Source organism: Streptomyces sp. NPDC093085 (genome assembly GCF_040683935.1).
Classification (GTDB): domain Bacteria; phylum Actinomycetota; class Actinomycetes; order Streptomycetales; family Streptomycetaceae; genus Streptomyces.
Genome location: NZ_JBFBFB010000002.1, coordinates 18,085 through 40,926, shown reverse-complemented (window position 1 = coordinate 40,926; position 22,842 = coordinate 18,085). Strand labels below are relative to the sequence as shown.

Annotated in this window: 18 protein-coding genes and 1 pseudogene; 14 read left to right on the top strand and 5 right to left on the bottom strand. The window is 69.1% G+C overall.

Annotated features, from left to right (window positions below; all coding sequences use genetic code 11):
* Nucleotide 1 precedes the first annotated feature (1 nt).
* Nucleotides 2-1,924 carry an SMC family ATPase gene (locus tag AB0O07_RS06895; RefSeq protein ID WP_365628159.1) on the bottom strand — a complete coding sequence of 641 codons (1,923 nt, stop codon included), beginning with the start codon at nucleotides 1,922-1,924 and terminating at the stop codon, nucleotides 2-4.
* Nucleotides 1,921-3,162, bottom strand: coding sequence for an exonuclease SbcCD subunit D (locus AB0O07_RS06890; RefSeq protein ID WP_365628156.1), 1,242 nt, complete (start codon nucleotides 3,160-3,162; stop codon nucleotides 1,921-1,923). Before AB0O07_RS06890 ends, AB0O07_RS06895 begins: the two co-directional genes overlap by 4 nt.
* A 124-nt stretch (nucleotides 3,163-3,286) precedes the next feature.
* Between AB0O07_RS06890 and AB0O07_RS06885 the strand changes: the two genes are divergently transcribed.
* The 6 genes from AB0O07_RS06885 (at nucleotide 3,287) to AB0O07_RS06860 (ending at nucleotide 9,094) form a co-directional block, all read left to right on the top strand.
* Entirely contained in the window at nucleotides 3,287-3,538 is a 252-nt protein-coding gene (locus AB0O07_RS06885; RefSeq protein ID WP_365628153.1) for a hypothetical protein, read from the top strand.
* Nucleotides 3,539-3,743: 205 nt separating this feature from the next.
* Nucleotides 3,744-4,532, top strand: a complete 789-nt coding sequence (locus AB0O07_RS06880; RefSeq protein ID WP_365628150.1) for a hypothetical protein — start codon at nucleotides 3,744-3,746, stop codon at nucleotides 4,530-4,532.
* Between the two features lie 50 nt (nucleotides 4,533-4,582).
* Nucleotides 4,583-5,725, top strand: coding sequence for a hypothetical protein (locus tag AB0O07_RS06875; RefSeq protein WP_365628147.1), 1,143 nt, complete (start codon nucleotides 4,583-4,585; stop codon nucleotides 5,723-5,725).
* A complete protein-coding gene (locus AB0O07_RS06870; protein WP_365628144.1) occupies nucleotides 5,722-7,170 on the top strand; it encodes a hypothetical protein in 1,449 nt (482 codons plus the stop codon). Before AB0O07_RS06875 ends, AB0O07_RS06870 begins: the two co-directional genes overlap by 4 nt.
* Before the next feature lie 11 nt (nucleotides 7,171-7,181).
* On the top strand, nucleotides 7,182-8,507 hold the full coding sequence (locus AB0O07_RS06865) for an AAA family ATPase (protein ID WP_365628141.1): 1,326 nt from the start codon (nucleotides 7,182-7,184) through the stop codon (nucleotides 8,505-8,507).
* Nucleotides 8,508-8,875: 368 nt separating this feature from the next.
* Entirely contained in the window at nucleotides 8,876-9,094 is a 219-nt protein-coding gene (locus tag AB0O07_RS06860; protein WP_365628138.1) for a hypothetical protein, read from the top strand.
* Here the strand turns inward: AB0O07_RS06860 and AB0O07_RS06855 are convergent.
* Complete coding sequence (locus tag AB0O07_RS06855) at nucleotides 9,078-9,401, bottom strand: IclR family transcriptional regulator C-terminal domain-containing protein (RefSeq protein WP_365630225.1); 324 nt, start codon at nucleotides 9,399-9,401, stop codon at nucleotides 9,078-9,080. The two genes, AB0O07_RS06860 and AB0O07_RS06855, sit on opposite strands and share 17 nt — an antisense overlap.
* 44 nt (nucleotides 9,402-9,445) lie before the next feature.
* Here AB0O07_RS06855 and AB0O07_RS06850 point away from each other — a divergent pair.
* Nucleotides 9,446-9,550 (top strand): annotated as a pseudogene (locus AB0O07_RS06850) (methyltransferase type 11); the annotation flags it as partial.
* 21 nt (nucleotides 9,551-9,571) lie between these two features.
* On the opposite strand, the gene AB0O07_RS06845 reads toward AB0O07_RS06850, so the two are convergent.
* Nucleotides 9,572-9,979 (bottom strand): hypothetical protein, encoded by a 408-nt coding sequence (locus AB0O07_RS06845; RefSeq protein ID WP_365628135.1) that lies wholly within the window; start codon nucleotides 9,977-9,979, stop codon nucleotides 9,572-9,574.
* Between the two features lie 794 nt (nucleotides 9,980-10,773).
* Between AB0O07_RS06845 and AB0O07_RS06840 the strand changes: the two genes are divergently transcribed.
* The 7 genes from AB0O07_RS06840 (at nucleotide 10,774) to AB0O07_RS06810 (ending at nucleotide 22,294) form a co-directional block, all read left to right on the top strand.
* Nucleotides 10,774-11,034, top strand: coding sequence for a helix-turn-helix transcriptional regulator (locus AB0O07_RS06840; protein ID WP_365628132.1), 261 nt, complete (start codon nucleotides 10,774-10,776; stop codon nucleotides 11,032-11,034).
* Nucleotides 11,035-11,250: 216 nt separating this feature from the next.
* Nucleotides 11,251-12,051, top strand: coding sequence for a DUF6083 domain-containing protein (locus AB0O07_RS06835; RefSeq protein WP_365628130.1), 801 nt, complete (start codon nucleotides 11,251-11,253; stop codon nucleotides 12,049-12,051).
* Nucleotides 12,052-12,127: 76 nt separating this feature from the next.
* Nucleotides 12,128-13,591: a UvrD-helicase domain-containing protein gene (locus AB0O07_RS06830; RefSeq protein ID WP_365628127.1), complete on the top strand. Its 1,464-nt coding sequence runs from the start codon at nucleotides 12,128-12,130 to the stop codon at nucleotides 13,589-13,591.
* Nucleotides 13,592-14,498: 907 nt separating this feature from the next.
* Nucleotides 14,499-17,834, top strand: a complete 3,336-nt coding sequence (locus AB0O07_RS06825; RefSeq protein WP_365628124.1) for a type II toxin-antitoxin system prevent-host-death family antitoxin — start codon at nucleotides 14,499-14,501, stop codon at nucleotides 17,832-17,834.
* Entirely contained in the window at nucleotides 17,819-18,406 is a 588-nt protein-coding gene (locus AB0O07_RS06820; RefSeq protein WP_365628121.1) for an XRE family transcriptional regulator, read from the top strand. The genes AB0O07_RS06825 and AB0O07_RS06820 overlap by 16 nt, the downstream gene beginning before the upstream one ends.
* A gap of 29 nt (nucleotides 18,407-18,435) precedes the next feature.
* Entirely contained in the window at nucleotides 18,436-20,736 is a 2,301-nt protein-coding gene (locus tag AB0O07_RS06815) for a DEAD/DEAH box helicase family protein (RefSeq protein WP_365628118.1), read from the top strand.
* A gap of 259 nt (nucleotides 20,737-20,995) precedes the next feature.
* Nucleotides 20,996-22,294 (top strand): helix-turn-helix transcriptional regulator, encoded by a 1,299-nt coding sequence (locus AB0O07_RS06810; protein WP_365628115.1) that lies wholly within the window; start codon nucleotides 20,996-20,998, stop codon nucleotides 22,292-22,294.
* On the opposite strand, the gene cutA is transcribed toward AB0O07_RS06810, so the two are convergent.
* Complete coding sequence (gene cutA, locus AB0O07_RS06805) at nucleotides 22,291-22,617, bottom strand: divalent-cation tolerance protein CutA (protein ID WP_365628112.1); 327 nt, start codon at nucleotides 22,615-22,617, stop codon at nucleotides 22,291-22,293. The genes AB0O07_RS06810 and cutA overlap by 4 nt on opposite strands.
* Nucleotides 22,618-22,842 lie beyond the last annotated feature (225 nt).

Sequence of the window (22,842 nt, the reverse complement as noted above, 5' to 3'; positions counted from 1 at the left end):
TTCACGTCGCAGGCGACCGTGCTGACGCTTGAGGTCGGCCTTGGCGGCTTCGTGTGCGGCCTGCGCTGCTGCAAGGGCGGCCTCCGCTTGCGTGTGTGCCGTACGGGCATCGCTTTCCGCGTTGAGCAGAGGCTGGACGAGGGTGCTGACCATCCGGGTGATCTGCTGCCTGCTTGCCGGGTCGCCTTCGGCGAGCAGGTGCGCCCGTGCTTTTGTCCGCTCGTGGAGGGAGTCCAGGGCAACGGCTGGCGTGGGGGAGCAGGCCGGCCTGATCGTCGTCCAGCTCGCGTACCCGCAGCAGGGCCGTCGTGGTGCGCTGTGTGGCGGCCAGATGTGCACGGTGGTGCTTGTGGGCTGTCTCTTCCGCGGCCTTCAACTCGCCGACTTCCCTCCCCTCAGCCACGACCGCATCCCTGACGGCCTTGCCGTACTTGGTGGCCGCGCGTTTGGCGCGGCTCAGTGCCTTGGCGTCCAGCGGGGCTGGGGGTGTGAAGCCGTCGGGGAGAGGCCGGGCGCAGACGGTGCAGTCCTCTCCCGGGGCCAGGCCGGAGCCGGCCGTGTGGGCCGCTTCACCGCGCTGGGCTGCAGCCAGATGGTCCTGGGCTGCTGTCAGGGCACTGTTCAGTTCCTCCCGAGTGTCCGCCAGCGCGGTGCAGCGTTGACGGTGTTCCTCGACCGCTTTGAGCGTGGCCTGGTGCGACTGCAGGTGCGTCGCCGCGGAGTTCGCCTCCTGCAGCGCCTCCTGGACGGCGTCTTTGATGTGTTCGGTACGCGTGCGTGCCTGGGCTGCGAGGTCCTTGCCACGCGCGGCGGCCTCGGCGAGCTCCGCGATCGCCGTCCTGTGCTCGGCCAGTGCCTGTCGTGCCTGCTCGTGTTCTTGCTCGTGCTCGGCGTGCTGTTGCTGTTCCTGCTCCCGCCGCTGCCGCAGGGTGTTCAAGCCTGCCGCTCGGTCGGGCAGGCGGGACAGGACGGCGAACGCGCCGTGCAGGGACGGCAGGGTGTCACCCGCCTGTTCGCAGGCGTCCAGGGTGCTCTGTGCCGCGTCCAGTTGCAGGTTCAGCTCACCCTCGGTGGCGTCCTGGGACGCGGCTTCCTCGTCCAGTTCGTGCTTCGTGCGTGTCAGGGCGAGAAGTGTGGCGCCCGCGTCGGGGACCGCACGCTTACACAGCAGCTGTGTGGCCTTGTCCACGTCGCGCTTGTGACGGTGGTGCTCGGCGGCCCGGTTCTGGGCCTCACGCAGAGCATCCAGCCTCGCGCGCCGGCTGTGGGCGATGCCGCGGGTGCGTTCGACGTCCAGCACGGCCTGGTCTGCCGCGGCGCGGGGGTCCTTCCCGAGATTTCCCCGGGCCGCCCTCGCATTGGTGATCTGGTCCTCGAGCCGCTTCAGACGTGTTTCGGCGTGGTCCCGCACGCGCTCGAGCGAGCTGATGCCGAAGACGTGGCGCAGGATGCCGGTCCGGACGGCCGGAGTCGCCCTCAGCAGGGCGTCGAAGTCTCCCTGGCGCGGCATGAACGTGGCGATGAAACCGTCCCGGTCCACCCCGAGCAGGTCGGTGATCGCCTCGTTCACTGCCTTCTTGTAGTCGACCCGCATGCTCTTGGTGTTTCCCGGCAGGGGCTCGAGTACCGCCTTCGGCCTCTTGGCGGTGTCCGCGTACTCGACGCGCCGGACGTTCCAGGGCTGGCCGTCCACCTCGAACTCCAGCGACGCATGCATGCTGTGAGCACCCTTGCTGATCAGCCCCTGCGCCGACTTCGACCAGGAGCACGTCCCGAACAGGGCGAAGATGATCGCCTCGGGGATGCTGGACTTTCCCTCGCCCGTGTTGCCGAGGATGGCGAACAGACGCTTGTCGGCGAAGCCGATGGTGCAGGGGCCGGTATAGCTGCGGACCCCCATGAGGGTGAGCTTCCTGAGCCTCACGTTTCCTCCGTCCAGGTGTCTTCCAGCGCGGCGCGCAACTGCTGTTCGGCCGGGACCGGCGATGGCGCCTCGGTGTCGACCTCGTTGAGCAGCTCTACGAACGCGGCGACCGTGGCATTTGCGGCGGCACCACTCACACCCTCCTGCCCGAGGTAGACGCGGAACGCGTCGGGAAGCTCCGGTTCCTCGCCAGGGGCGAAGTCCAGGAGGATGTCGGCAGCCGGCTCCAGGTCCAGCGTCGCTTTGATGACGATCGCGTTCGGCACGATCTCGGCGATCTTCCGGGCGAGCTGCACGTCGGGCTCTTCCCCAGAGATCACCGCTTTCAGGTAGGTCCCGTCGTACTGGGCGGCCTCGGCTCTCAGCCGGTCGAGGGTTCCCTCGAAAACCTCCAGCCGTCTCGCGCTGAGCAGGCGGCGGGGCAACGGTCGGCCGGGCCGCCCGGGTTCGGCGTCGACGATGACGACGCTCTTGGGATCGCCCACCTCTCCGAAGTCCATGGCCAACGGACTGCCCGCGTAGCGGGCCGGGAACGTGGGCCCACGCACGGTCTGGGGGCAGTGGATGTGCCCCAGAGCGGTGTACGACACCTGCGGGAGGTCCTCGACCGCGACCTTGAAGGACTCGTCCATCCGCCGCTCGGTCTCGGCGCGCGTGGCGCCCGCGACGTACACGTGCGCCGCGAAGAACAGCACGTCCCGGTCGGGGTCGTACCCCTCTCCCATGGCCTCCAGCAGCTGCTGCTGCAACCCGCGCATCCCTGCGGCGTACTCGGCGTACGACGTGCTGAGCGCGGGCCGCTGCCAGAACCGGTTCGGGTGCACGAACGGCATGGCGGCCAGGCGGATGCGCTGTTCGCCGCCGCACGCATCGAAGGTGAACACGCCTCCTTCCTCGGCTGTGCGCAACCGGTCGACGAAGAACAGGCCCCGTCCCACGGACGGGCCGGTGAAGAGGTCGAAGAAGCGGAAGTAGGTGGGGGAGTCGTGGTTGCCGGCCACGACCACGGTGGGTGCGACGGCTGCGAGCTGTTTCAGGACCTCCATGGCGCGGATGAGGTCCGCGGCCGTGGGGTGGGAGGTGTGAAACAGGTCCCCGGTATGGACGATCAGGTCCGGCCGGCTTTCCCGGGCGATTTCCACGATCTCGGCGAACACGGCGTCGAAATCGTCGGTGCGTGGATATCCGTGCAAGGTGTGGCCGACATGCCAGTCGGACGTGTGGAGCAGTCTGCTCATGCCTGCATGCGCCCTTTCGGAAGCGAGGCGTAGGACGGCACTCGGTGGTGCCTTATGAGGCCGGGACTGTACACCAAAAAAGCGGGAGAAAAAGGGGAATCGCGGGTGCTGCTAGCGTCGTGCCATGCATGAGCATCTGGTTGCACTCGAGGATCGCATGCAGCAACTGCGGCACGCGATCCGGCAGGCACTCGCACAGCACGAAGCCGCCCAGATCGGCACTCTGCACGCCGAGTTGAGACGTTCTCAGCAAGCCTGGGAAGTGCTGTGCGGCCTGAACGGCGCCCCGTCCGGGCTACCGCCGAAGCCTGTTTCGCCGTCGGCCCCGAGTGACTGGAGCGGCCCGCGCATCAGCGACCTGGGCCGTCGGTATTAGCCCTGGCCTGCCGCATCATATTCACCCAAACGAATGACCCCGGCCTCCCCAGGCTCCCTCCGGGAATCTGACGGAAATCGTACGCCAGATCGACCTGTCGTTCGAAAGGAAAACCCGACACAATAAAGCGGGAAGAAAATGGGAAAGGGTGGGTGGCTGCTAGCATCCCAGTATGCATGAGCATCTGGTTGCACTCGAGGAACGTATGCAGCAACTGCAGCATGCGATCCGGCAGGCGCTCACGCACGGCGACAACGCCCAGCTGGGCACTCTGGGCGAGGAGTTGAGACGCGTCCAGCGAGCCTGGGAAGTGCTGTGCGGCCTGGACAGCAACCCTGACAGGGGCCAGCCGCAACCAACACCGGCAACCCCGCAGCCCACCCGGGACAATCTGCCCCTCCGTGACCAGGCCCACCAGGCACTCACTCTCCTCACGGTGCCCGCTTCCCCCAAACTCCTCAGCCAGGTCCACGAGGCCTTCTTCGCCACTCCCCTGAACACCGCACGTCTCACCACCCTGCGCCGCGACGAAGAACGCTCCTTCCGCTCCGCCCCCTACGCCCGCGCCTACTACGTCTGCTCCACCCTGACCTCCGACCTGCTCGCACCAACCAGGGCCCTGCTCGCCCTGAGCACCTGGCCCCTGGAGCGGCGCATCGTGGGACCACTCACCCAGCGGGTCCACTTCCTGACCGCAGCCCTCCGCCTCGCAGACGCCGCCGAACACCTCAGCGGCGAACCCGAGTTGCCCCAGCCCGTCCAACTTCTTCTCCTGCGCTACAGCCAAAACGTCCACGGCTACGACACCCGGACCGGCACCCTCGACCTGACCGCCCTGCGCCAGGCCGCCACAGCCGAGCTGGAGATCCACGCAGACGAAGACGCCCAAACCTGCACCGAAGCGGCCCAACGCGCCCGCGAACAACTCGGCGATGCAGAACAGAACTTCGGCAGCACTCTGCGAGTCGTCTCCCGCCGACACCGCACCGCGTGAACCCCCCTACGACCACACCGGGCATGCGCCCAGTTCCTCCGAGGAAAACAGTGAGTTCGCTCGACACACGACTGCGCGTGTTACGCGGCCCCGCCCCGCCTCTCCCGCACAACGCACGAACCCTGGCTGCTCTGACCACCAATCCCAACTGCGACCGCCGCGCCCTGCTCGATGCCGCCGGCATCGACAAAGCCGCCCTCGCCACCCACCTGGACCTTCCGCAGCCCTTGAGGAAGTCCCAGCTCGCCCTCGACTACGGCATCGCCTTCGAGCGCCAGGTCACCGACCCGGAGCGAGGCGCCCTGGCGCCACTGCTCCGCCAAGCCCTCCAACTGCCCCTGCACCAAGCGTCCTACAAGGACATCAACAACCTCGCCACCGACGACGGCACATCCCCCCTGGGACTGCGCCGTGCCTACACCAGCTCATGCATCCTCGGCGCGGCAGAGCACAGATCCGAGCCCCACACCCTGCTCGACCACCCCGTGCTCACACTGACCGTCGCCGGCCATCAGACATACCTCGAGCCCGACGCGATCGCCTTCCACCACGACGACGTCTTCCACATCGTCGAAATCAAATCCTTCCCCGTCATCCACGGCAGGCCCGACCCCCTCAAGGTCGCAGCATCACTGACCCAGGCCGCCGCCTACATCCTGGCCCTGCGTGAACTCCTCACCGGCCGCAACCTTTCCGCCGCCCGCGTCTCCGACACCGTCATCCTCATCAACCCGCGAAACTTCACCCGCCAACCCACCGCCACGCCCTACAACGCCGCCCCACAGATCAAGCACCTCAGCCGCCACCTCGCACGACTCCACCGTCTGCCCGACCTGCTCGACACCCTCCCCGACGGCACCACCTGCGACCTGGCACCCGGACCCGACGGGACACCGACCAGGCCCCGCGACGAACTCATCGCCACACTCGCCACCATGAAGCCCCACTACACCCCTGACTGCCGCCACCACTGCGACCTCGCTGCCCACTGCCGCACCGAAGCCCGCAACCGGGGCAGTATCGGGGCCCTCGGCCCCACCGTCCGCGACGACCTCGCAGGAATCGACACCATCCACACAGCCCTGGACCTCGCCGACGGACGCATCCGCCCCTCCCCGGGCAACGAAGACATCGCCCACGCGCTACGCCACGCACAACGCATCCACGAAACACTCAGGAAAGACAGCACATGAGCCTCCTGGCCTCGCTCCTGCGGACGCGGGCCGCCTCCACCGGCCACGCCGAACACGCCTGCCAGCTGCGCCACCTGCACCTCAGTGACCGGCCACTGATGATGATCACGCTGAACCGAACCGGCCCCACAGCTCGACCACTGGCCGTCATGCTGGGCACAGACCCCTACCGTCCCCAACTCCACACCGCGCCTTTCTCGGGAACCAACACACCCCTGCTCGCCGCCCTGGCAGACACCGTCACCACCTACATCGACACCTGCCGTCGCACCGGCGAAGCACCCCAGCTGCTCGTCCCCAACGCCCAGAGCGTTCAGTACCTTAAAGACCTCGGCACCGACCTGAGACTGCGTCGTGCCGACGACCAGACGCCCGGCTCCCGGGCCATCCAACGCCTCGGACACTGGCTCACCTACTTCACCGACCGTGCCGAAATCCCAGGAACAGCCGCACTCATCCCCCTGACCGGCTTCCTCGGCATGCACTGGATCACAGGCCAGAGCCCCCTCGAAGACGAGGACCTCGCCACCCTTGTGGCCTGGATCGACCCGCCGCGTCACACAACCTCCGGACGCGACGCCGCAGACCAGGCAGAAGACCCCGCCACACACCGGCCCGCAGGACCCACCACCGGCGCGGCCTTCGACAACGACGAACTCATCCCTATCCTCTACGCCCACGCCCACGCCCGTGCCCGGGGACAGGACCAGACCCCCCTCCTGCAGGAACTCAACAGCCTGCTCACCCAACACATGCAGCCCACCTGGGACCGCATGTGGCACGCTTACGCCCTCCTCCAAACCCTCCCCGAAGCCCCGAACACCGCACGCCGCCGTACCCTCGAGCGCACCGCATTCACCGAGGAACACAACTACCTGACCCAGGACGGACGCCCCCGCCCCGCCCGCGAACAAGCCGTCGCCACCGCCGTCCGCCTAGCCCGCACCGAACCCGCAGCAACCGCCTTCGCCGCCGAACGCGCCGCCGACGATCCCTTCGTACGGGCCGAACTGCGCACCACCGGTGAGGCATTCGCAGGCCCCGTCACCACGATCGAGGCGAAACACACTCTCCGCGGGCCCACCGGCCGAAGACTCTGGCGCCCCCGGTTCACGGTGTCCACCACAGATCCCGTGCTCCTGGAGCCCGGCCGGCCCCTGGCCAGCCACACTCACCCCAACGCCCGCTACAGGATCCGCACAGTCACCCACACAGACAGCGACACACTGGTCGACCTCGAGATCACCGCGGGAATGGGCCCCATCGCCCGCCCCAACCACGCAGTCCTGCCCGAACCAGGCGCCATCCTCGTCTTCACTCGCGCACCCGACCACCACCGGATGCCGGAGTTCCCCACACGCGACCAGACCCCCTGGACCCACGGCGGCCCGCCCGCCGGCCATACGCACGACGGCAACGAGGAACAGAGCGAGGACAAGCCGTGACACCGCCCCGCATGCCGTCTGCACAGCAGCAGACAGACAACGCCACCCGCGCCGTCCTGGAACAACTGCCCACACTCACCCACCACGGGCTCGTCGTAAAAGCCCCACCCGGCGCCGGAAAAACCACCCTGGTCGCCCAGGCCGCCGCCACGCTCGCCAGGTCCAGCGGCCCCTGCCCCGTCATCGCCCAGACCAATAATCAGGCCGACCATCTCGTGCAGCGGCTCACCGACGACCACCCGCACCTTCGAATCGCCCGGTTCACCGGAGTCGACAACGCGGCCCCCCACGACCTGCAGGCTCACACCGGCATCCGTGTCGGCACCCGCATCGAAGATCTCGAACGAACCGCAGACGTCATCGTGGGAACGGCCATGAAATGGGCCACGGTCACCGACCGGCGATGGCCATGGGGGGTCATCGACGAGGCCTACCAGATGCGCTCCGACACCCTCCTGAGAACCGCTCACCTCTTCGACCAGGCACTCTTCGTCGGAGATCCCGGACAGCTCGACCCCTTCTCCACTGCCGAAACCGACCAATTCGCAGACATGACCCACGACCCTATGAGCAGCGCAGTCGCCGTCGCACTCGCCAACAACCCCGACCTGCCCGTCCGCTCCCTGCCGGTGTCCTGGCGCCTGCCGGCCTCAGCCATCCCCCTCATCAGCGAGGCCTTCTACCCCCTCACACCCTTCCAAGCCGGAAGCAACGCACCGGACAGAACCCTCACGTACCTCAACGCCGGAATACGCCTTGCCACCGACCACGTTATTGAGCACGCCGCCCGCACCGGATGGGCACTGTTCGAACTACCAGCACGCACCACTCACCATCTCGACAGCGAAGCCTTCCACGCAGCCCTCCGCATCGCCGAACGACTGCTGATCCGAGGCGCCACAGCCACCTGCGAGCAAAACCCCGGGGGACACAAACTGCGCCCCAAAGACATCGCCATCGGCGCCACCCACCGCGTCCAGGTCGGCCACCTCCGCGCACTCCTCGCCCGCCACTACCCCCTGCTGCACGGCATCACCATCGACACCGCCAACCGGCTCCAAGGCTGCGAACGCACAGTCACCATCGTCCTGCACCCCCTCTCCGGCCGCAGCAACGCCTCAGCCTTCCACCTGGACGCCGGTCGCCTGTGCGTTCTCACCACACGCCACCGTCACGCCTGCATCATCGTGACCCGGGCAGGCATCTTCGAACTCCTCGACGCCCACCCCTCCAACGACCCTGTACACCCCACACCCGCCAAGGCCCCTGACGGCTGGGAGGCCCACCACACCCTCCTCGCCCATCTGGCCCAGCACACCATCCACGCCCCGACGTAGGCCCGTTGCCACGGGAGACGAGCCACGCGGAAGCACATCCCGAGCCGATCCGCGCGGGCCTGCTCACCTGCTTCGCTGCCGTCGGGACCGAACCCGTGGCCTGCGCATGGCTCGGCCGCTACCTCGCCGACGAGAAAGAATCCCTCGTCCACGCCAGCGCCGCCGGCGTACCCCACAAGGCCACCGCCCCCATCCGCAGCAGCCGCGACAAGATCACCGCACTGTGCCCGGCCGACCAACGTGGCCCGCGAAGCGATCCGCAACGCCATGGCCTCATATCCGGCCGAGCAGGTCGATGACATGGTGCTGGCGGTAAACGAATTTTCGTTAACGCTGTGTAGCACGCCTCCGGCCCCCTGCGGCTGATCGTGGAGATCTTCCAGGACCGCACCCTGCTGCAGGTGTGTGACTCTGAGTCCGATGCCGGCGCCATGCGTGCCAGGACACCCGGTCCGACAGAGCAGAATGGTCGCGGTCTGCAGCTGGTCGAAGCTCTTGCGGAGCGCTGGTTTGTTCAGGGCACCGAGGACGGGAAGGCCGTCTCCCTGGTGTTCCTCAGTCCAGTGGCGGTTACCGCGGCGGCATGAACCTCGCTGAGGTCCACAGCAGGCCTTTCGCGGACATCTGATATCGGCGCCCTACCGCGATGGCGGAGCGATTCCGCCCAGGCGGTCGGCGAAGGACTGGGCCGTTTCGATGAACGGCTTCCGATAACTCCGCGAGATGGTCAGGCGTCACTCGGAAGACAGGGCCGGAGACGCTGATCGCGATGACGACGGCCCCGCTGTGGACGAATGCGGGGGCCACACAGCGGATGCCGAGTTCGTCCTCCATGTCGTCGACGGCGTAGCCGCATTCCCAGACGCGGGCAGGCCGTTCTGGGTGCGCGTGCAGGCACGGTCTCTTCCCCTCACCCCCTTGCCTGGAGTGCCTCGTGCCTGTGTCGCTTCCCCCCTGCCCTCGATCTGTCTCTCGACCTGCTGCGTTGCCCGACGTGCCGTACGCGCCACCTGCACCCCGGCCGCGGCACCCTGCGTTGCCCGGTGAGGGGTGAGTGGAACGGCTCACCCCAGTTTCCAGGTGATCTCCTCTTCCGCGTCGGCGGGCGCCCAGCGTGTCAGCGTCCCTGCCGCGACAAGGTCATCGAGTTCTCGCAGCAGTCCGCTCGCTGTGAGCCCGCAGAGGCGAGCCACGTGTCCGGTGTCGGCAGAGCCGTCACATCGAGGCGGACCGGTGAGCGCGTGCAGTCCCACCGCCAGGAGTTGTCCCGTCGGCCCGAGCCCGCGGGCACGGGCCTGACGTGCCGAGCGCAGAGCCCAGTCGGCGGCCTGTCGGCGAACGGTGGAGCCCGGCATGCCGCTCACCGGGTCGGTGAGCCGGCCCGTGAGGAGCGAGTCGGCGGAAAGACCGGGGGCGATGAACCGGCTGCTGGCGAGTTCCTCCCATGCCTCCTCCATGGGGCCGTGGCCCATGCCGTGGACGAGCCCTTTGCGCAGGCGGACGTCGCTGGAGAGAGCGGCGCGCAGAACGGCCTGGAGAGCGAGGAGCCGTGCCTCAGGCGTGGTGCGGACAGGAAGGGGACGCGGCCAGATAACTGAGCATCTGCCCGGCCAGCAGGGCACTGGCATCGGCGTCGTGCGGCCGGCGATGACGCGCCGAAACGCGGCGGGGGAGCGGAGAAGGACGCGCGAGCCTGGTCTCCGGCACGACCGAGGCGTCCGCCATGGCGTGTGCGCAGGCCGCGCATGCGTCAGTCAGCCGCCACAGCCGACCGCCGTGTCCGCGGGCGAGGACCAGGAGGACCGGGCCGGCGCAGCCACGGTGGCGTGGATGCCAGTGGCAGCCTCGTTCATGACACTGGCACGTCCGCAGGTGCTCGGGGAGGGGGCAGGCGCGGGCGTGCTGCGCCAGGTGCGCCAGGGCGACGGCTCGAGCTGACCGTCCCTGCAGTGCTCGCGACCCCGAGGGGCACTGGGGGCAGATGAGGAGCGGCCCCTGGGGGAGGGGGCGCAACTCGACCACCCATGTACGCGGCACGGAAGCGCGCATGTTGCACAGCCTCATCGGCTCCCTCGACTCTTCTCCGTCCCCGCCCCGTTCGGGCTGGAGGGGCCTTGCCGGGGAGGGGGTGACGGCCGCACACCGTAGTGCAGACATCTGCCCTTCGCCGCCACTCCTCGGCCCGTCAAGCCGCCACTCCTCGGCCCGTCAAGTAGGGCAGAGGTCTGCACTGACAGAGCTGGTGCCTGCGCCGTCGGATGGTCGGGTGACGATCTTGCCGCCCGAGCCGAACTTCGAAGCGCTCCGCCTTCGGCTCGCGCAGCTGAGGGGCGAGCGCGGCTGGTCCTATGACGACCTCGCCGAACGGACCGGCAAATCCAGGCGCACACTCATCGAAATCGAGCAAGGCCGCACCATCGGATCACTCGACACCTGGCGCGCCCTCGGTCACGCCTTCGGTGTCCCCTGCGTCGGCCTCTTCGCCGCTCTATGTGAGAACCACGAGCCTCCGGGCGCCGCCGGGTAGCGCGAGCCCCTGCTGTCCAGGAACACCCGAACCGGTCACCTGCCTCGAACGAAATCCCGACACATCGGGCGCGCGTTCCCAACTTTTGGGCTGGTCGGGCGAACCTGCGGCACCAGACACTGCATTCCCAGCGTGTCACCTGGAAGCTTCACGCCCATGCACTCCACCCACACCACGGGTCGCGGCTGGGGCGGTACCCCCAAGTCCCATGGCCGCGTGCGCTCCCTGACTGTCGCTCACGACAGCCCCAGTTGCCTGCTCCGCAGCGCCCAGCCCGCCCACTGTCACGGCTGCGGCAACCCGATCAACTGGCACACCACCAGCAACCGACGGGCCATCCCGCTCCACCCCTTCGAACTGCCGACCGCCATCGTCCCCGAGCCGCACCGCTGGCACCTCGCCTCCGGCATCGCCCACCCCGCGGGCGACGGCAGCCCCTGGTGCCACCTTGCACACCTCACCCTGTGTCCGGCCCGCACCATCTCCAGCGCGCTTCCACCCGCCCTGAGCGACATCAGACGACGCCTCGCGCTCAACACCCGCCGCCTCATCGACGCCGGCCTCCTCAGCCCCGGCCCCCGCCCCGAGACCGAACCTCGCCACGATGACCCGTGCACACCCGCGCGCCCCGTCGTCCAGCTCCTCTACGGCCGGTACATCGCCGCCATCCCCATCGACGGCATTCGGTGTGTCGCCCAGACCGTACGCCGCACCCGCTGCAACAACCCCGTCCTCGCCCCCGGCACCACCCCAGGACGCTGGACCCTCATGCCGGCCACCCCACACCGCCGCGGCACCCGACAACTCGCCCTGCCCGTATCCGACATCGCCGTCTACGACCTCGGCCACCTCACCTACAGCGAGCAGGCCCGCTGGCGCACACAACGCTGCCCCACGCACGCGACCATCAGCGCCGCGCCCGACCTCGCCCTCGCCGACTGGGAGCCCCTCGACCCGCTCCTGCACCACGCCCACCTGGCCACCCGGCTGCCACCAGCCAGCCGACGACGCAGCTGAGCCGCACCGCCCCACCAACCAGCCGCCGAACCCCCGCCTGCCCGAGTGCCACTACCCGATCCGGAGCACCCTCACGTTGTTCACGCCCACCGACGAACAGACCCAAGCAGCCGACCGCTTCCACGCCGGAGACCACATGGCCCTCCAGGCTGGCGCCGGCACTGGAAAGACCTCCACCCTCGCCTTCCTCGCTCACAGCACTGGCCGCCGCGGCCGCTACCTCGCCTACAACCGTGCCATCGCCCAGGAAGCTTCCACCCGCTTCCCACCCACAGTCACCTGCAAAACCGCCCACTCACTCGCCTACGCGGCACTCGGCCACCGCTACGCACACCGCCTCGGCGCACCCCGCCGACCCGCCTGGAAAACCGGACAAGACCTCGGCATCACCAAACCGACCCGCATTGCCGGCCACACCCTCATGCCCACCACGCTGTCCAACACCGTCCTGCGGACCGTGACCCGCTTCTGCCACTCCGCGGACACCACCCTCACCCGCCGCCACGTTCCACCGCTGCGCGGCCTCGACACCCCCGAACACCACCGCGGACTCGCCGACCTCGTCCTGCCCTATGCCAACAAAGCCTGGGCCGACCTGCAGAACCCCGACACCGGCGCGGTCCGCTTCGACCCGGACCACGTCCTCAAAATGTGGTCACTGACCAACCCCAGGATCCCCGCAGACTTCCTCCTCCTCGACGAAGCCCAGGACACCAATCCCGTCGTCGAGCACATCTTCAACAACCAACGCGACCACACCCAGCTCGTCCTCGTCGGCGACTCCGCCCAGGCCATCTACCAGTGGCGCGGTGCCAAAGACGTCATGACCGGCTTCGACGGAACCCACCTGACCCTCTCCCGCTCCTTCCGCTTCGGCCCCGCCCTCGCCGACGAAGCCAACCGCTGGCTCACCCTCGCCGAAGCCCCCATCCGCCTGACCGGAACCGACACAATGCCCACCGAACTCGGTCCCCTCGCCCACCCAGACGCCATCCTGTGCCGCACCAACGTCGGCGCCATGAAACACGTCATGAACCTTCTCGCCGCCGGCACCCGAGTCGCTCTTGTCGGGGGAGGAGAGAGCCTGCGCTCCCTCGCATTCGCTGCCCGCGACCTCAAAGACGGACGCCGCACCAGCCACCCCGAACTCGTCCTCTTCCCTACCTGGGGAACCGTCCAGGACTACGCCGCCCACGACCCCTCCGGCCGTGACCTGCAACCCCTCGTCGACCTCGTCGACACCCACGGAACCGACGCCATCCTCACCGCCGTCGACCACCTCACCACGGAAGAGCACGCCCAGGTCACCGTCTCCACCGCCCACAAGGCCAAAGGCCGCGAATGGGCCCGCGTGCAAATCGCCGACGACTTTCCCCCACCCAAGGACACCGACCAGCAGGACAGCAACGGCTGTCCCATCCCAGGGCCCATCGACTCCAGCGAAGCCCGCCTCGCCTACGTCGCCGTCACCCGCGCACGCAGGAACCTCGACATCGGCGGCCTGAGCTGGATCAACGACCACCCAGACGGGAGGCCATGAATACCTCAGGTGAAACCAGGATCGCCATGCGAGCCGTTCGATGCCAGGCAAAGAACGGGCAGTACAGCACCAAGGGAACGCCCCGGCCCACGGCCGTCGACCAGGGCGCAAGCTCATTGGCGCATCCCACACCGCCGGGCCACATGGCCGAGAGGGTCGGGTCTACGGAGATGAACCGGCCGATGGCCGGGGAGGAGCTCCAGCCCGGATCGGTCACGCTGGTCACAGCGGACGGGACGGTGCGCGAGGTCGCGGGCGGCTTCGCCTTCCCCAACGGGACGGCGGTGACCCCCAGGACAGCTCGACGGTCACCGTGGCGGACTCGTGACGTTCGCCGTCGGAGCCGACGGCAGCCCGTCCGGGCAGCGGGGGTGGGCGCGCCTGGACGGCGCAGCGCCGGACGGCATCTGCGTCTGCGTCGACGCGGAGAGGGCGGTGTGATACGCCGACGTGCCGAACCAACGGTACGTGCGGGTCGCGGAGCATGCCGATCAGCCGGGAATGAAACGGATCAACCGACCCGTTTGCCCCGTCGCGCGAGTCCGGGGAAGCAGGCTCGTACGACGGGGCAAACGGCACGCGCCTCCCGTCGGGACCCGGACGGAAGGCTCCGGCGCTGTTCTTGGCGAGTCACTGTTCGGTCCGACGCTTTCGATGACGTCCTGGGAGACCGGCGAAGTGAGCCGGCGGACCGGCCACGTGCATCTCCTGAACCGGGACTCCGGACGGCTTGCCGCAGACTCCCGCCAGACCCCGGAACGGCAGACTCCGCCAGAGCACCCATTACGGTTCGTACCGTCAACTCCTGTGGTCAACTTGCTGATAAAAAGGGGAGTTGTCCGCAACTTCTCTCCATGCATTACGATTCTGATGCTGTGTGATGCAAAATGACCCGGGTGAGGCCGACGTGACTACTCCTGAAACTCCAAATGCATCAAGCGAGCCGCCCACTGCTCGATCCGTCGGCGTCCACCAGGCACGCAGCGAGTGGTCCGAGCTGGTGGGGCAGGCCAAGGAAGGCCATGCAGTCACTCTGTCCCGCCAGGATGAGCTGGCGGTCCTCGCGCCGCTGGACTGGCTCAGCGCAACGGCCGCCACACCCCAGGCCTGGGCGGAAACCCCGGTGAGCGAAGCACGCAACAAACTCGGCGATCTGGTGGGCGACGCCGCGAACGGAACCCCCCAGGTACTGACCCGCTACGGCCGCCCGGTGGCGGTGCTGCTGCCCGGCCCCAGCACACCCCCCGCCCCGCACACACCCACCCGCATGCAGGGCAAGCGCCCCCTGACGGCAGCAGCAGACGTCCTGAGTTCCGCCAGGGACATGCCCAGTCTGTCCTTCGCTCTGCCCGCGCTGGATGCGGTCGTACAGGGCATCAGCCCCGGCCGCCTGACCCTGATCGCAGCACGCCCCGGCGCCGGCGGAAGCCTGCTCGCGGTGGCCGCCGCCCGGCACACGGCACTGACCGAGGGCCGCAGCGTCCTGTACGCCGCCTCGGGCCCGTCGCAGACCGACGTGGTGGCCCGAGTGATCGCCTCGCACGCAGGCGTCAGCTACCACGCGTGGCGCTCGGGCACCCTGCCCGAGCCGGAGGCGGCCGCCGCACACCTCGCACAGGCAGCTCTGCGCGAGCGCAGGGACACCCTGCTCATCGATGACGGCCAGGACCTGGACGCGACCGTGATCAGCGAAGTCGCCACGGACTGGGGAGCCGGACCGCTCGCCCTGGTAGTAGTGGACCGGCTGCAGCACCTGCCCGACGAACACCTCGCCCTCTCCGGAGACGCGCTGCCCGGCGCCGCACGCCGCCTCGCACATCTGGCGCGTCAGATCCAGGCGCCGGTCCTGGCCGTCATCGACAGCGACGACCCCAGGCTGCTGGGTGCGCTGGACGCCGACGTCACCCTGACGCTGACCCGCATGGGCCAAGCGGCCCGGATCGACATCGCCGAACGAGGGATGGGCCGCCTGGCATCGGTGGCGGTCGAACCCGACATCCCGCGGGCACGCTTCCTGCCCCTGCCCGGACACATCGCCGAGCGACTGCTGCGCGAGGACACCACCCCTGTCACCGAGTTCCCCATCACCGAAGCCTCCTCGCCCGCACCTACTGCGGGCGCTCCTACACCGCACGAGGCACCCGACGCTGCGGGGGAGACCCACATGCTTCCGCCGGTGCTCCCACCACACACTGCTGCGGACGTGGCTGTGTCCGACACGGTCACACGGGCGGAGGACGGCCGGCGGCCCGGGAGCTGGCCCCAGGCAGTCACAGAGGCTGCCACGGCCACCGCTCTCGCCCATGACACGGTCCTCGCCACCAGTGCCGCTATGCCGGCCGAAGCCGACAGCGAACCAGTCACCGACCCCTCCGGCAGCACCGGATCGGAGGATCTGGCCGCCGACGACATGCTCACGGAGCACGGAGAACCAGTGCCGGACGAGGAGTCCGGCGGAAAGGGCTTCGATTACGGGCCGCTCGCCGTCATCGACGGCCAGCGCCGTGCCCACCTGGCCAGCGGCAAGACCATCCCCTGCCCCGCCACCAGCATCAGGGAACTCGCCACGTGGGCCGCGGACCGGCCCTTCGGCACCCCCCGGCTGCACCCGAGCGGCCGCGACGGCGACCCGCTGATCGTGCTCACCACCGAGGCCGCCGCGGCGCTGGGGCTGCCCGACCGCGAGGAAGGCGAGAGCAGGGCTCTTCCGGTCGACCACCCGATCATCACCGAGTTGACCGAGCACGGATGGGAGATGCCCCAGCGCGGCAACAAGCCGTGGTTCTCCGCCTGGGTCCGCCTCTTCCAGCGCGTCGAACGCGGACGGCGCTCCGTACAGCTGGCGATCCTGCCCTGGGGAGCCCTGACCACCGGCGGCTGGCCTCTGCCCGTCGACACGGAGACGAGGCGCCCGGCGTCCACGGTGCCCGAGGTGGTCCGCTTCCTGCGCGTCTACAGCGACCGCGTCATGACCCCCGTCAGCTCCACGGCCGTAACCGGCCAGGAACTGATGAACGCCCTGCGCCCGTCCACCCGTGCCTGGCGAGACGCGAGCACCAGCAAGGTCCGCTCCAAGTGGCTGGAAGGATCCCTCCACCTCCCGGTGGACCCCGCGCCGCCGGAGGCGACCAAAGACCACCCGCTGGCCGCCGCCCGCGACGAGCGGGACCCTGGCCAGGCCCTGCAGGAAGAGGCCCTCAAATGGTGGCGTCTACCTACCGACGAGGAGCGCGAACTGCCGTTCGTCGTCGGCCTGGACACGATGATGGCGTTCTTCGCCGCCTGCAACTCCACCCCCATGGGCACCTGCGCCCCCTACAAGGCCGACCGGCCCCGCTTCGACAAGAAGATCCCCGGCATCTGGCTGGAGGACCTCTCCGGCATCGACACCGACCCCCTGCTGCCCAGCCCCTTCACCCCGGACGGGGTGCGCCCGACCGGACCGGCCTGGCACGAAACCCACACCCTCGCCCTCGCCACCGAACTCGGCCACACCCCCCACCCGTCCCTGGCCTACCTGCGGCCCAACGACAAACAAGCGGCCGCGATCGGCATCGCCCCACACCCAGACCGCTACGACGACAGGCGCCCGGACGCGGGCCCGGTGCCGGCGTTCGGCAACGGCCCCTACCTCAAGGGCTGGTACGAGCACCTGCTCCCCGCCTACATGGAGACCATGACCGCGCTCGGCGCGGTCAGCCACGACGACGGCACCCCCTTGTCCCCGCAGGAGTTCCTGCAGGCGATGGACCGCATGCACCACGACGAGGCGTTCCGAGCCGAGCACGTCACCGACCTCCTCGTCCTCAAGGCGATCAAACAGACCATCAAGGGTGCGATCGGCAAGTACCGGCAGGGCCCGCAGGACTACGGCCGCCGCGCTGAGGGCACCCATGCCCGCTGGAAGGCCCTGGACCGGCCCGACTGGCGCCCCGACCACCGCGCAGCCATCCTCGCCCGCTACCGGGCGGTGATGAACCGCAAGCTCATCAACACCGCCCGCGCGACCGGCGCCCGCCCCCTGGCCGTCAACACCGACTGCATCGTCTTCGCCTCACCCACCGAGGACATCGGCTGGCTCACCGGCCACAAGGGCGGATTCACCATCGGCCCCAACCCCGGCCACGTGAAAGCCGAGGGCGTGCAGTCCATGGAGTGGTACCTGCAGGTCGCCGCACTCGACAAGAACCCGGCCAGCCGCGTCAAGGACGGCCGCACCGACGCCGCATGGGAAGGCAAGTAATGCCCGCCACCCCCGTCCTGGACGCCCTGCGGAACATCCACCGCCTCGAACGCGACCGCCTCGCAGCCGTTCCGCAGAAGGGGATGCCCAAGTCCCCGCAGGCACAGGTCGCCTTCCTCCACCGCCGCCTCGGCCGCAGTACCCCCCGGGTTGCCGCGCTCCTCGGAGTCCACCCCGAAACGGTGCGCCGCTACCTGCGCGGCCAGCGCCGCAACCCACCCCCCGAGTTCGCCGACCGGCTACACCGTGAGGTCGCGGCCCGCTTCCGCTCCCGCCTCGCCCGCCAGGCCGACGACGCGATGCGCCGCCGGGGCCTGCGCGCCTACATCACCGCCACCTTCACCTTCTACAGCCCCTCCGCGGGCACCAGCGAAGACGGCCGCGAACGCCGTCTGAACGAAGACCTGACCCCCTCGGAGACCGAACGGCTCCTGGCAGCCCGCGACGCGGGCGACGAGGAACGGGCCCTACAGATCGTCGGCCAGGGCGTGGGGGAGGCCTACTTCGACCTGCGCGGCACCGGCATGGACGTCGAAGTCCGCGACCTGGTCCACATCAAATTCGAACTCTGACCCCGGTTCGCCGGACGAAGGACTGCCCGATGATGCGCCCCCCTACCCGCCACACCCTGCGCCGTGACCAGCGCACCGCACTGAACGCATCCGTCACCGCCGTCACCGGCGGCGGCCGCGCGACCGTCGTCATGCCCTGCGGCTGCGGGAAAACCCTGGTGGCCGCCCGCACGGCCGAACACCTCGCTCACAGCCGCCACGTGAGGCGCACCATCGTCATGGTCCCCACCCTGGACCTGCTCGCCCAGACCGCCCGCGTCTGGCAGGAACAGAACGACCACCACGGCGCCCTGCTGGCCGTGTGCAGCCCCCGCCCCGACCTCGACGAGGCCGGCATCCCCCAGACCACCGACCCCACGGAACTCGCCGCCCTCCTCGACGGCCTGGACCACTACACCGTCTTCGCCACCTACGCCTCCCTCACCGACGCCGAAGACCGGCAAGGAGCCCTGCTCGCCGCCCACACTGCCGGCATCATCCAGGCGTGGGACCTGCTGGTCGCGGACGAAGCCCACCGCACCTCAGGCAGCATCAACAAGGCATGGGCCGCCGTCCACGACGACACCAAAGTCCCCGCCCACCGCCGCCTCTACTACACCGCCACCCCCCGCATCTGGGAATCCGACCCCGCCTACACCGAAACCCTCCGCCCTGGCGAAAACGGCCCCCACCTCGCCGTCTCCATGGACGACCCCGACGTCTACGGCCCCGTCGTCTACCGCATGGAACTGAGCGAGGCGATCTCCGCAGGCCTGGTCTGCGACTACCGCATCGCCATGGTCGTCGTCGAACACCCCGGCCTGCAGCACCAGCTGCGCCGCACCCGCAACGCCACCGACCAGGACACCGCCGCCCTGATCAGCCTGTCCACCGCCCTGCTCAAGACCGCCGCCCGCTACCCCGCCGACAACGGGAAAGCCAGCAAATGGATCAGCTTCCACCAGCGCGTCAAAGACGCCCAGGCCTTCACCGACACCTTCCTCGAGACCGCCGCAGCCCTCACCAGCGAAACCACCCCCGGACCCCACAGCGACCCGGACGTGCCGCTCGTCCCCGCAACACTGCGCGCCGACACCGTCCACATGGACCACCCCGACCGCATCCCCATCCTCGACAACCTCACCGGCCCCCAGCCCCTGACCGACGACGACCGCCCCAGCCACCTCACCCTCGTCGCCAACTGCAAAATCCTCAGCGAAGGATGGGACTCCACCAGCGTCGACGTCTGCTTCGCCGCCCCCCGCACCGACGTCGTCGGCATCGTCCAGGCCCTCGGCCGCGCCCTGCGCCCCCGCCCCGACGGCTCGAAAGCTACCCTCCTCGTCCCCATCTACCTCGCCCCCAACGAAGACCCCCAAGACCTGCTCAACTACCGCTACTACAAGCCCCTCTACGACATCCTGCTCGCCCTGCGCGCCCACGACCGCCGCATCAGCGACCGCCTGCCCACCACCCAGCTTGCCGAGCCCAAGCCCACTCCCCAGGCCGCCACCGCCGCCACTGGCAGCCCGTCCGAGGACGGCGAGGTCCGCGGGCCGGTGCTGGAACTGCCCGAGCAGCAGACCGCCACTCCGCCGTTCAGCGGCAGCCCCGGCACCCCGGAGATCGTCGGCCCCGACGGAATCCTCCTGACCCCCCGCGAAGTCGCCCAGGTCATCAAGCTCCACATCACCCGCCCCAGCGGCGTCACCGCCGACTGGGCCATCGGCGCCGCCGCCGCCGCCGACTTCCACAACGAACACGGCCACCTCGCCCCGCCCCGCACCCTGCCCGGACAGGGCACCGACCCCCGCCTCCTCGAACTGCCCGCCTGGCTCGACGCCCAACGCGCCGCACGCCGCAACGGCGAACTCAAGACCTGGCAGACCGACTTCCTCGACGAGATCGGCATGGTATGGGAACCCCGCAGCGAAACCCGCCAACTCCTGATCACCTACGCCCGCCAGTGCGCCGAAGAAACCGGCGGCCTCGCCGTCTCCTCCGGCTACACCACCCCCGACGGCCGAGCCTTCGGCCGCGACCTGGCCAACCTGCGCCAGCGCGCCAGCAAACTCGACCCTGACACCGGCCCCACCACCCACGACCAGAAGGGCTTCCTCGAACTCCTCGATACCCTGTTCGAGATCGACCCCTGGTGGAACCCGCCCTGGAGCCTTGTCTGGCAACGCCACTACCAGCAGGCCCTCCTGCGGCACAGCCGCGCCGAGAAACCTGCCCAGCCCGGGGACACCCGCACCTATCGTCAGTGGCTGCGCAACCCTGGCGACAACCTCACCCCAGACCAGATCGACTTGCTACGTGCCATCGACCATGCTTGCGTCAACTCCTGATCACGGTGCCCGGACGCACCTCCATCGGGCCATGCGTAAAGACTGAAACAACTGGTCTGCATTCACAGTCCAGTTGGATACTGTCGAGACGGCGACTCCTCACCAGCCCTCTTGCCCTGCATGCGGGGACATTGCCTCCGGGCCCTGTCGACAGGGTGGAATCCGAGTGAAGCCCCGCGTCCGCACGCGGGGTATTCCCATCACGGGTATGCACTTGTATCGCCCCGGGGTGCAGGCTTAGGCAGGCAGGAAGAGACCGGTGATCTACCAGCCCCCCACGGCGCTACCGCCAGATCTCCTCGCTGACGAGGGCGTACTGCGCGCGCTGCGCGCCCACGACTTCGGGCAGGTCTTCCGGATCGTGCGCGAGAAGGCCGGCATCAGCTACTCCAAGATCGCCGCCGAGTGCGGCATCAAGCCCGAGCGCGTCGGGCAGCTCGCACGTGGAACCGGACGCGTCACGACCTTCGAGAAGATCGTGCAGATCGCGGACGCCCTACGCGTCCCGGGTCACGTGATCGGTCTCGCTCCCCGGCCGTGGGAGGCGGACGTCGCTCCTGCGCCGAGCATGACAGGACCCTCTATGCACCGCCGTGCCGTCCTCCAGGTCGCCGGCGGTCTGGCCGCCACCCTCCCTACGCTCCACCAGTCGGAGCCGCCGCCCGTCCGGGTCACCGACTCGTACGTCGACCGCCTCCACGAGCGCACCGCGCGCCTCCGCCGACTCGACGACACCCTGGGCGGCGGGGACACGTTCAGGGTCTACCTCGGCGAGATGCAGCGGACGAAGGCCCTCCTGCGCACCGGCTCTTTCTCGGACGGCTCCCGTCTGCGGCTGACGTCGCTCCTCGCGGAGCAGGCCCAGCAAGCAGGCTGGGCGGCCTTCGACAGCGGCCGCGGCCGGGACGCCGCCTCTCTCTACCAGGAGAGCCGGGCCTATGCCCGGGAGGCACAGGCCAGCGACCTCCACAGCAACTCCCTCGCGTTCCTGGCGTACGGGATGCTCACGAAGGACCGGCGCGCCGCCGTTGCCTTCGCGCAGGAGTCCTGCGCCACGGCCACCGAGCGCACACCATCGAGCGTCCGTGCCCTCCTCTACGAACGTCTCGCGTGGGCCTGCGCCGTCGACCAGCAGCCGATCGGCACCGACCAGGCACTCCACGCCGCGCGCAAGGCCCTGGACGAGGCGCCGGACGGCGAGCTGCAACCGCACTGGTCCGCGTGGGCCGATCACCAGGAGCTGGACATCATGACGGGCCGCTGCTGGACGGAGCTTCAGCGCCCCCTTCGCTCCGTACCGGTGCTGTCCGCCGCGCTTGCCGCGTTCCCGGATGAGCACGCACGCGACAAGGCTCTCTACCTTTCCTGGTTGGCGGAGGCGTACCTCACAGCCGGAGAGGTCGAGGAGGCTGCCGTGACCACGGGCCGGGCGCTCGAACTGGTTACGGGGGTCGCGTCGATCCGGCCCCGGCAGCGGATCGACGTCGTACTCGCCCGGCTGCGTCCGTACGGCGAGGTCGCGGAGGTCCGTGAGGTCCTGGAGCTCGCTGATCCCTAGCCCTGCCGCCCGGTAACCGAGTCCCGGATCCATTCCTTGCACCGTTCGGCCCCGAGCGTGATCGGGACCGCGCACACCTCGGGGTTGTCCCAGGGGTGCGCCTCCAGGAGGTACGTTTCCAGCTCAGGATACCGCTCGGCCGTGGTCTTGAGGAGGATCTGCCACTCCCCACCAGTGCCGTACTCGCCAAGGTGCCAGAACACGGACTTCACAGCGGCGATCTGCGCACCAGCGGCGAGCCGCTTCTGAACAGCGCCACCCGCGAGCGCGATGGCCTGCTCCTCGGTCTCCGTGGCGGTCGATACCTGCACGTAGTCGCTCATGATCGGAGCCTAGCCACGAGGCCTTCCCACCACTAGATCACTCCGCAGCAACCCCTGGGCAGTGCACGGCTCGTGGCGCGTGTTCCCCTCCATGGGGATCCCCAGCGAGTGCTGTTTTCACGACGCATCGTCGGCATGTACTTCGGCCATGACCATCCTCTCCGAGCGCTCTGCGCCGACCCCTGATGGCATCAACCCCTCCCGGGCGCGCGATGTTGTCCGCGC

Excerpts from the sequence above, each read along its gene's own strand:
- cutA (WP_365628112.1), bottom strand. The coding sequence starts at position 22,617 with ATGAGCGACTACGTGCAGGTATCGACCGCCACGGAGACCGAGGAGCAG.
- AB0O07_RS06815 (WP_365628118.1), top strand. The coding sequence starts at position 18,436 with ATGATGCGCCCCCCTACCCGCCACACCCTGCGCCGTGACCAGCGCACC.
- AB0O07_RS06885 (WP_365628153.1), top strand. The coding sequence starts at position 3,287 with ATGCATGAGCATCTGGTTGCACTCGAGGATCGCATGCAGCAACTGCGG.
- AB0O07_RS06880 (WP_365628150.1), top strand. The coding sequence starts at position 3,744 with ATGCAGCAACTGCAGCATGCGATCCGGCAGGCGCTCACGCACGGCGAC.
- AB0O07_RS06845 (WP_365628135.1), bottom strand. The coding sequence starts at position 9,979 with ATGGGCCACGGCCCCATGGAGGAGGCATGGGAGGAACTCGCCAGCAGC.
- AB0O07_RS06865 (WP_365628141.1), top strand. The coding sequence starts at position 7,182 with ATGCCGTCTGCACAGCAGCAGACAGACAACGCCACCCGCGCCGTCCTG.
- AB0O07_RS06890 (WP_365628156.1), bottom strand. The coding sequence starts at position 3,162 with ATGAGCAGACTGCTCCACACGTCCGACTGGCATGTCGGCCACACCTTG.
- AB0O07_RS06820 (WP_365628121.1), top strand. The coding sequence starts at position 17,819 with ATGGGAAGGCAAGTAATGCCCGCCACCCCCGTCCTGGACGCCCTGCGG.
- AB0O07_RS06870 (WP_365628144.1), top strand. The coding sequence starts at position 5,722 with ATGAGCCTCCTGGCCTCGCTCCTGCGGACGCGGGCCGCCTCCACCGGC.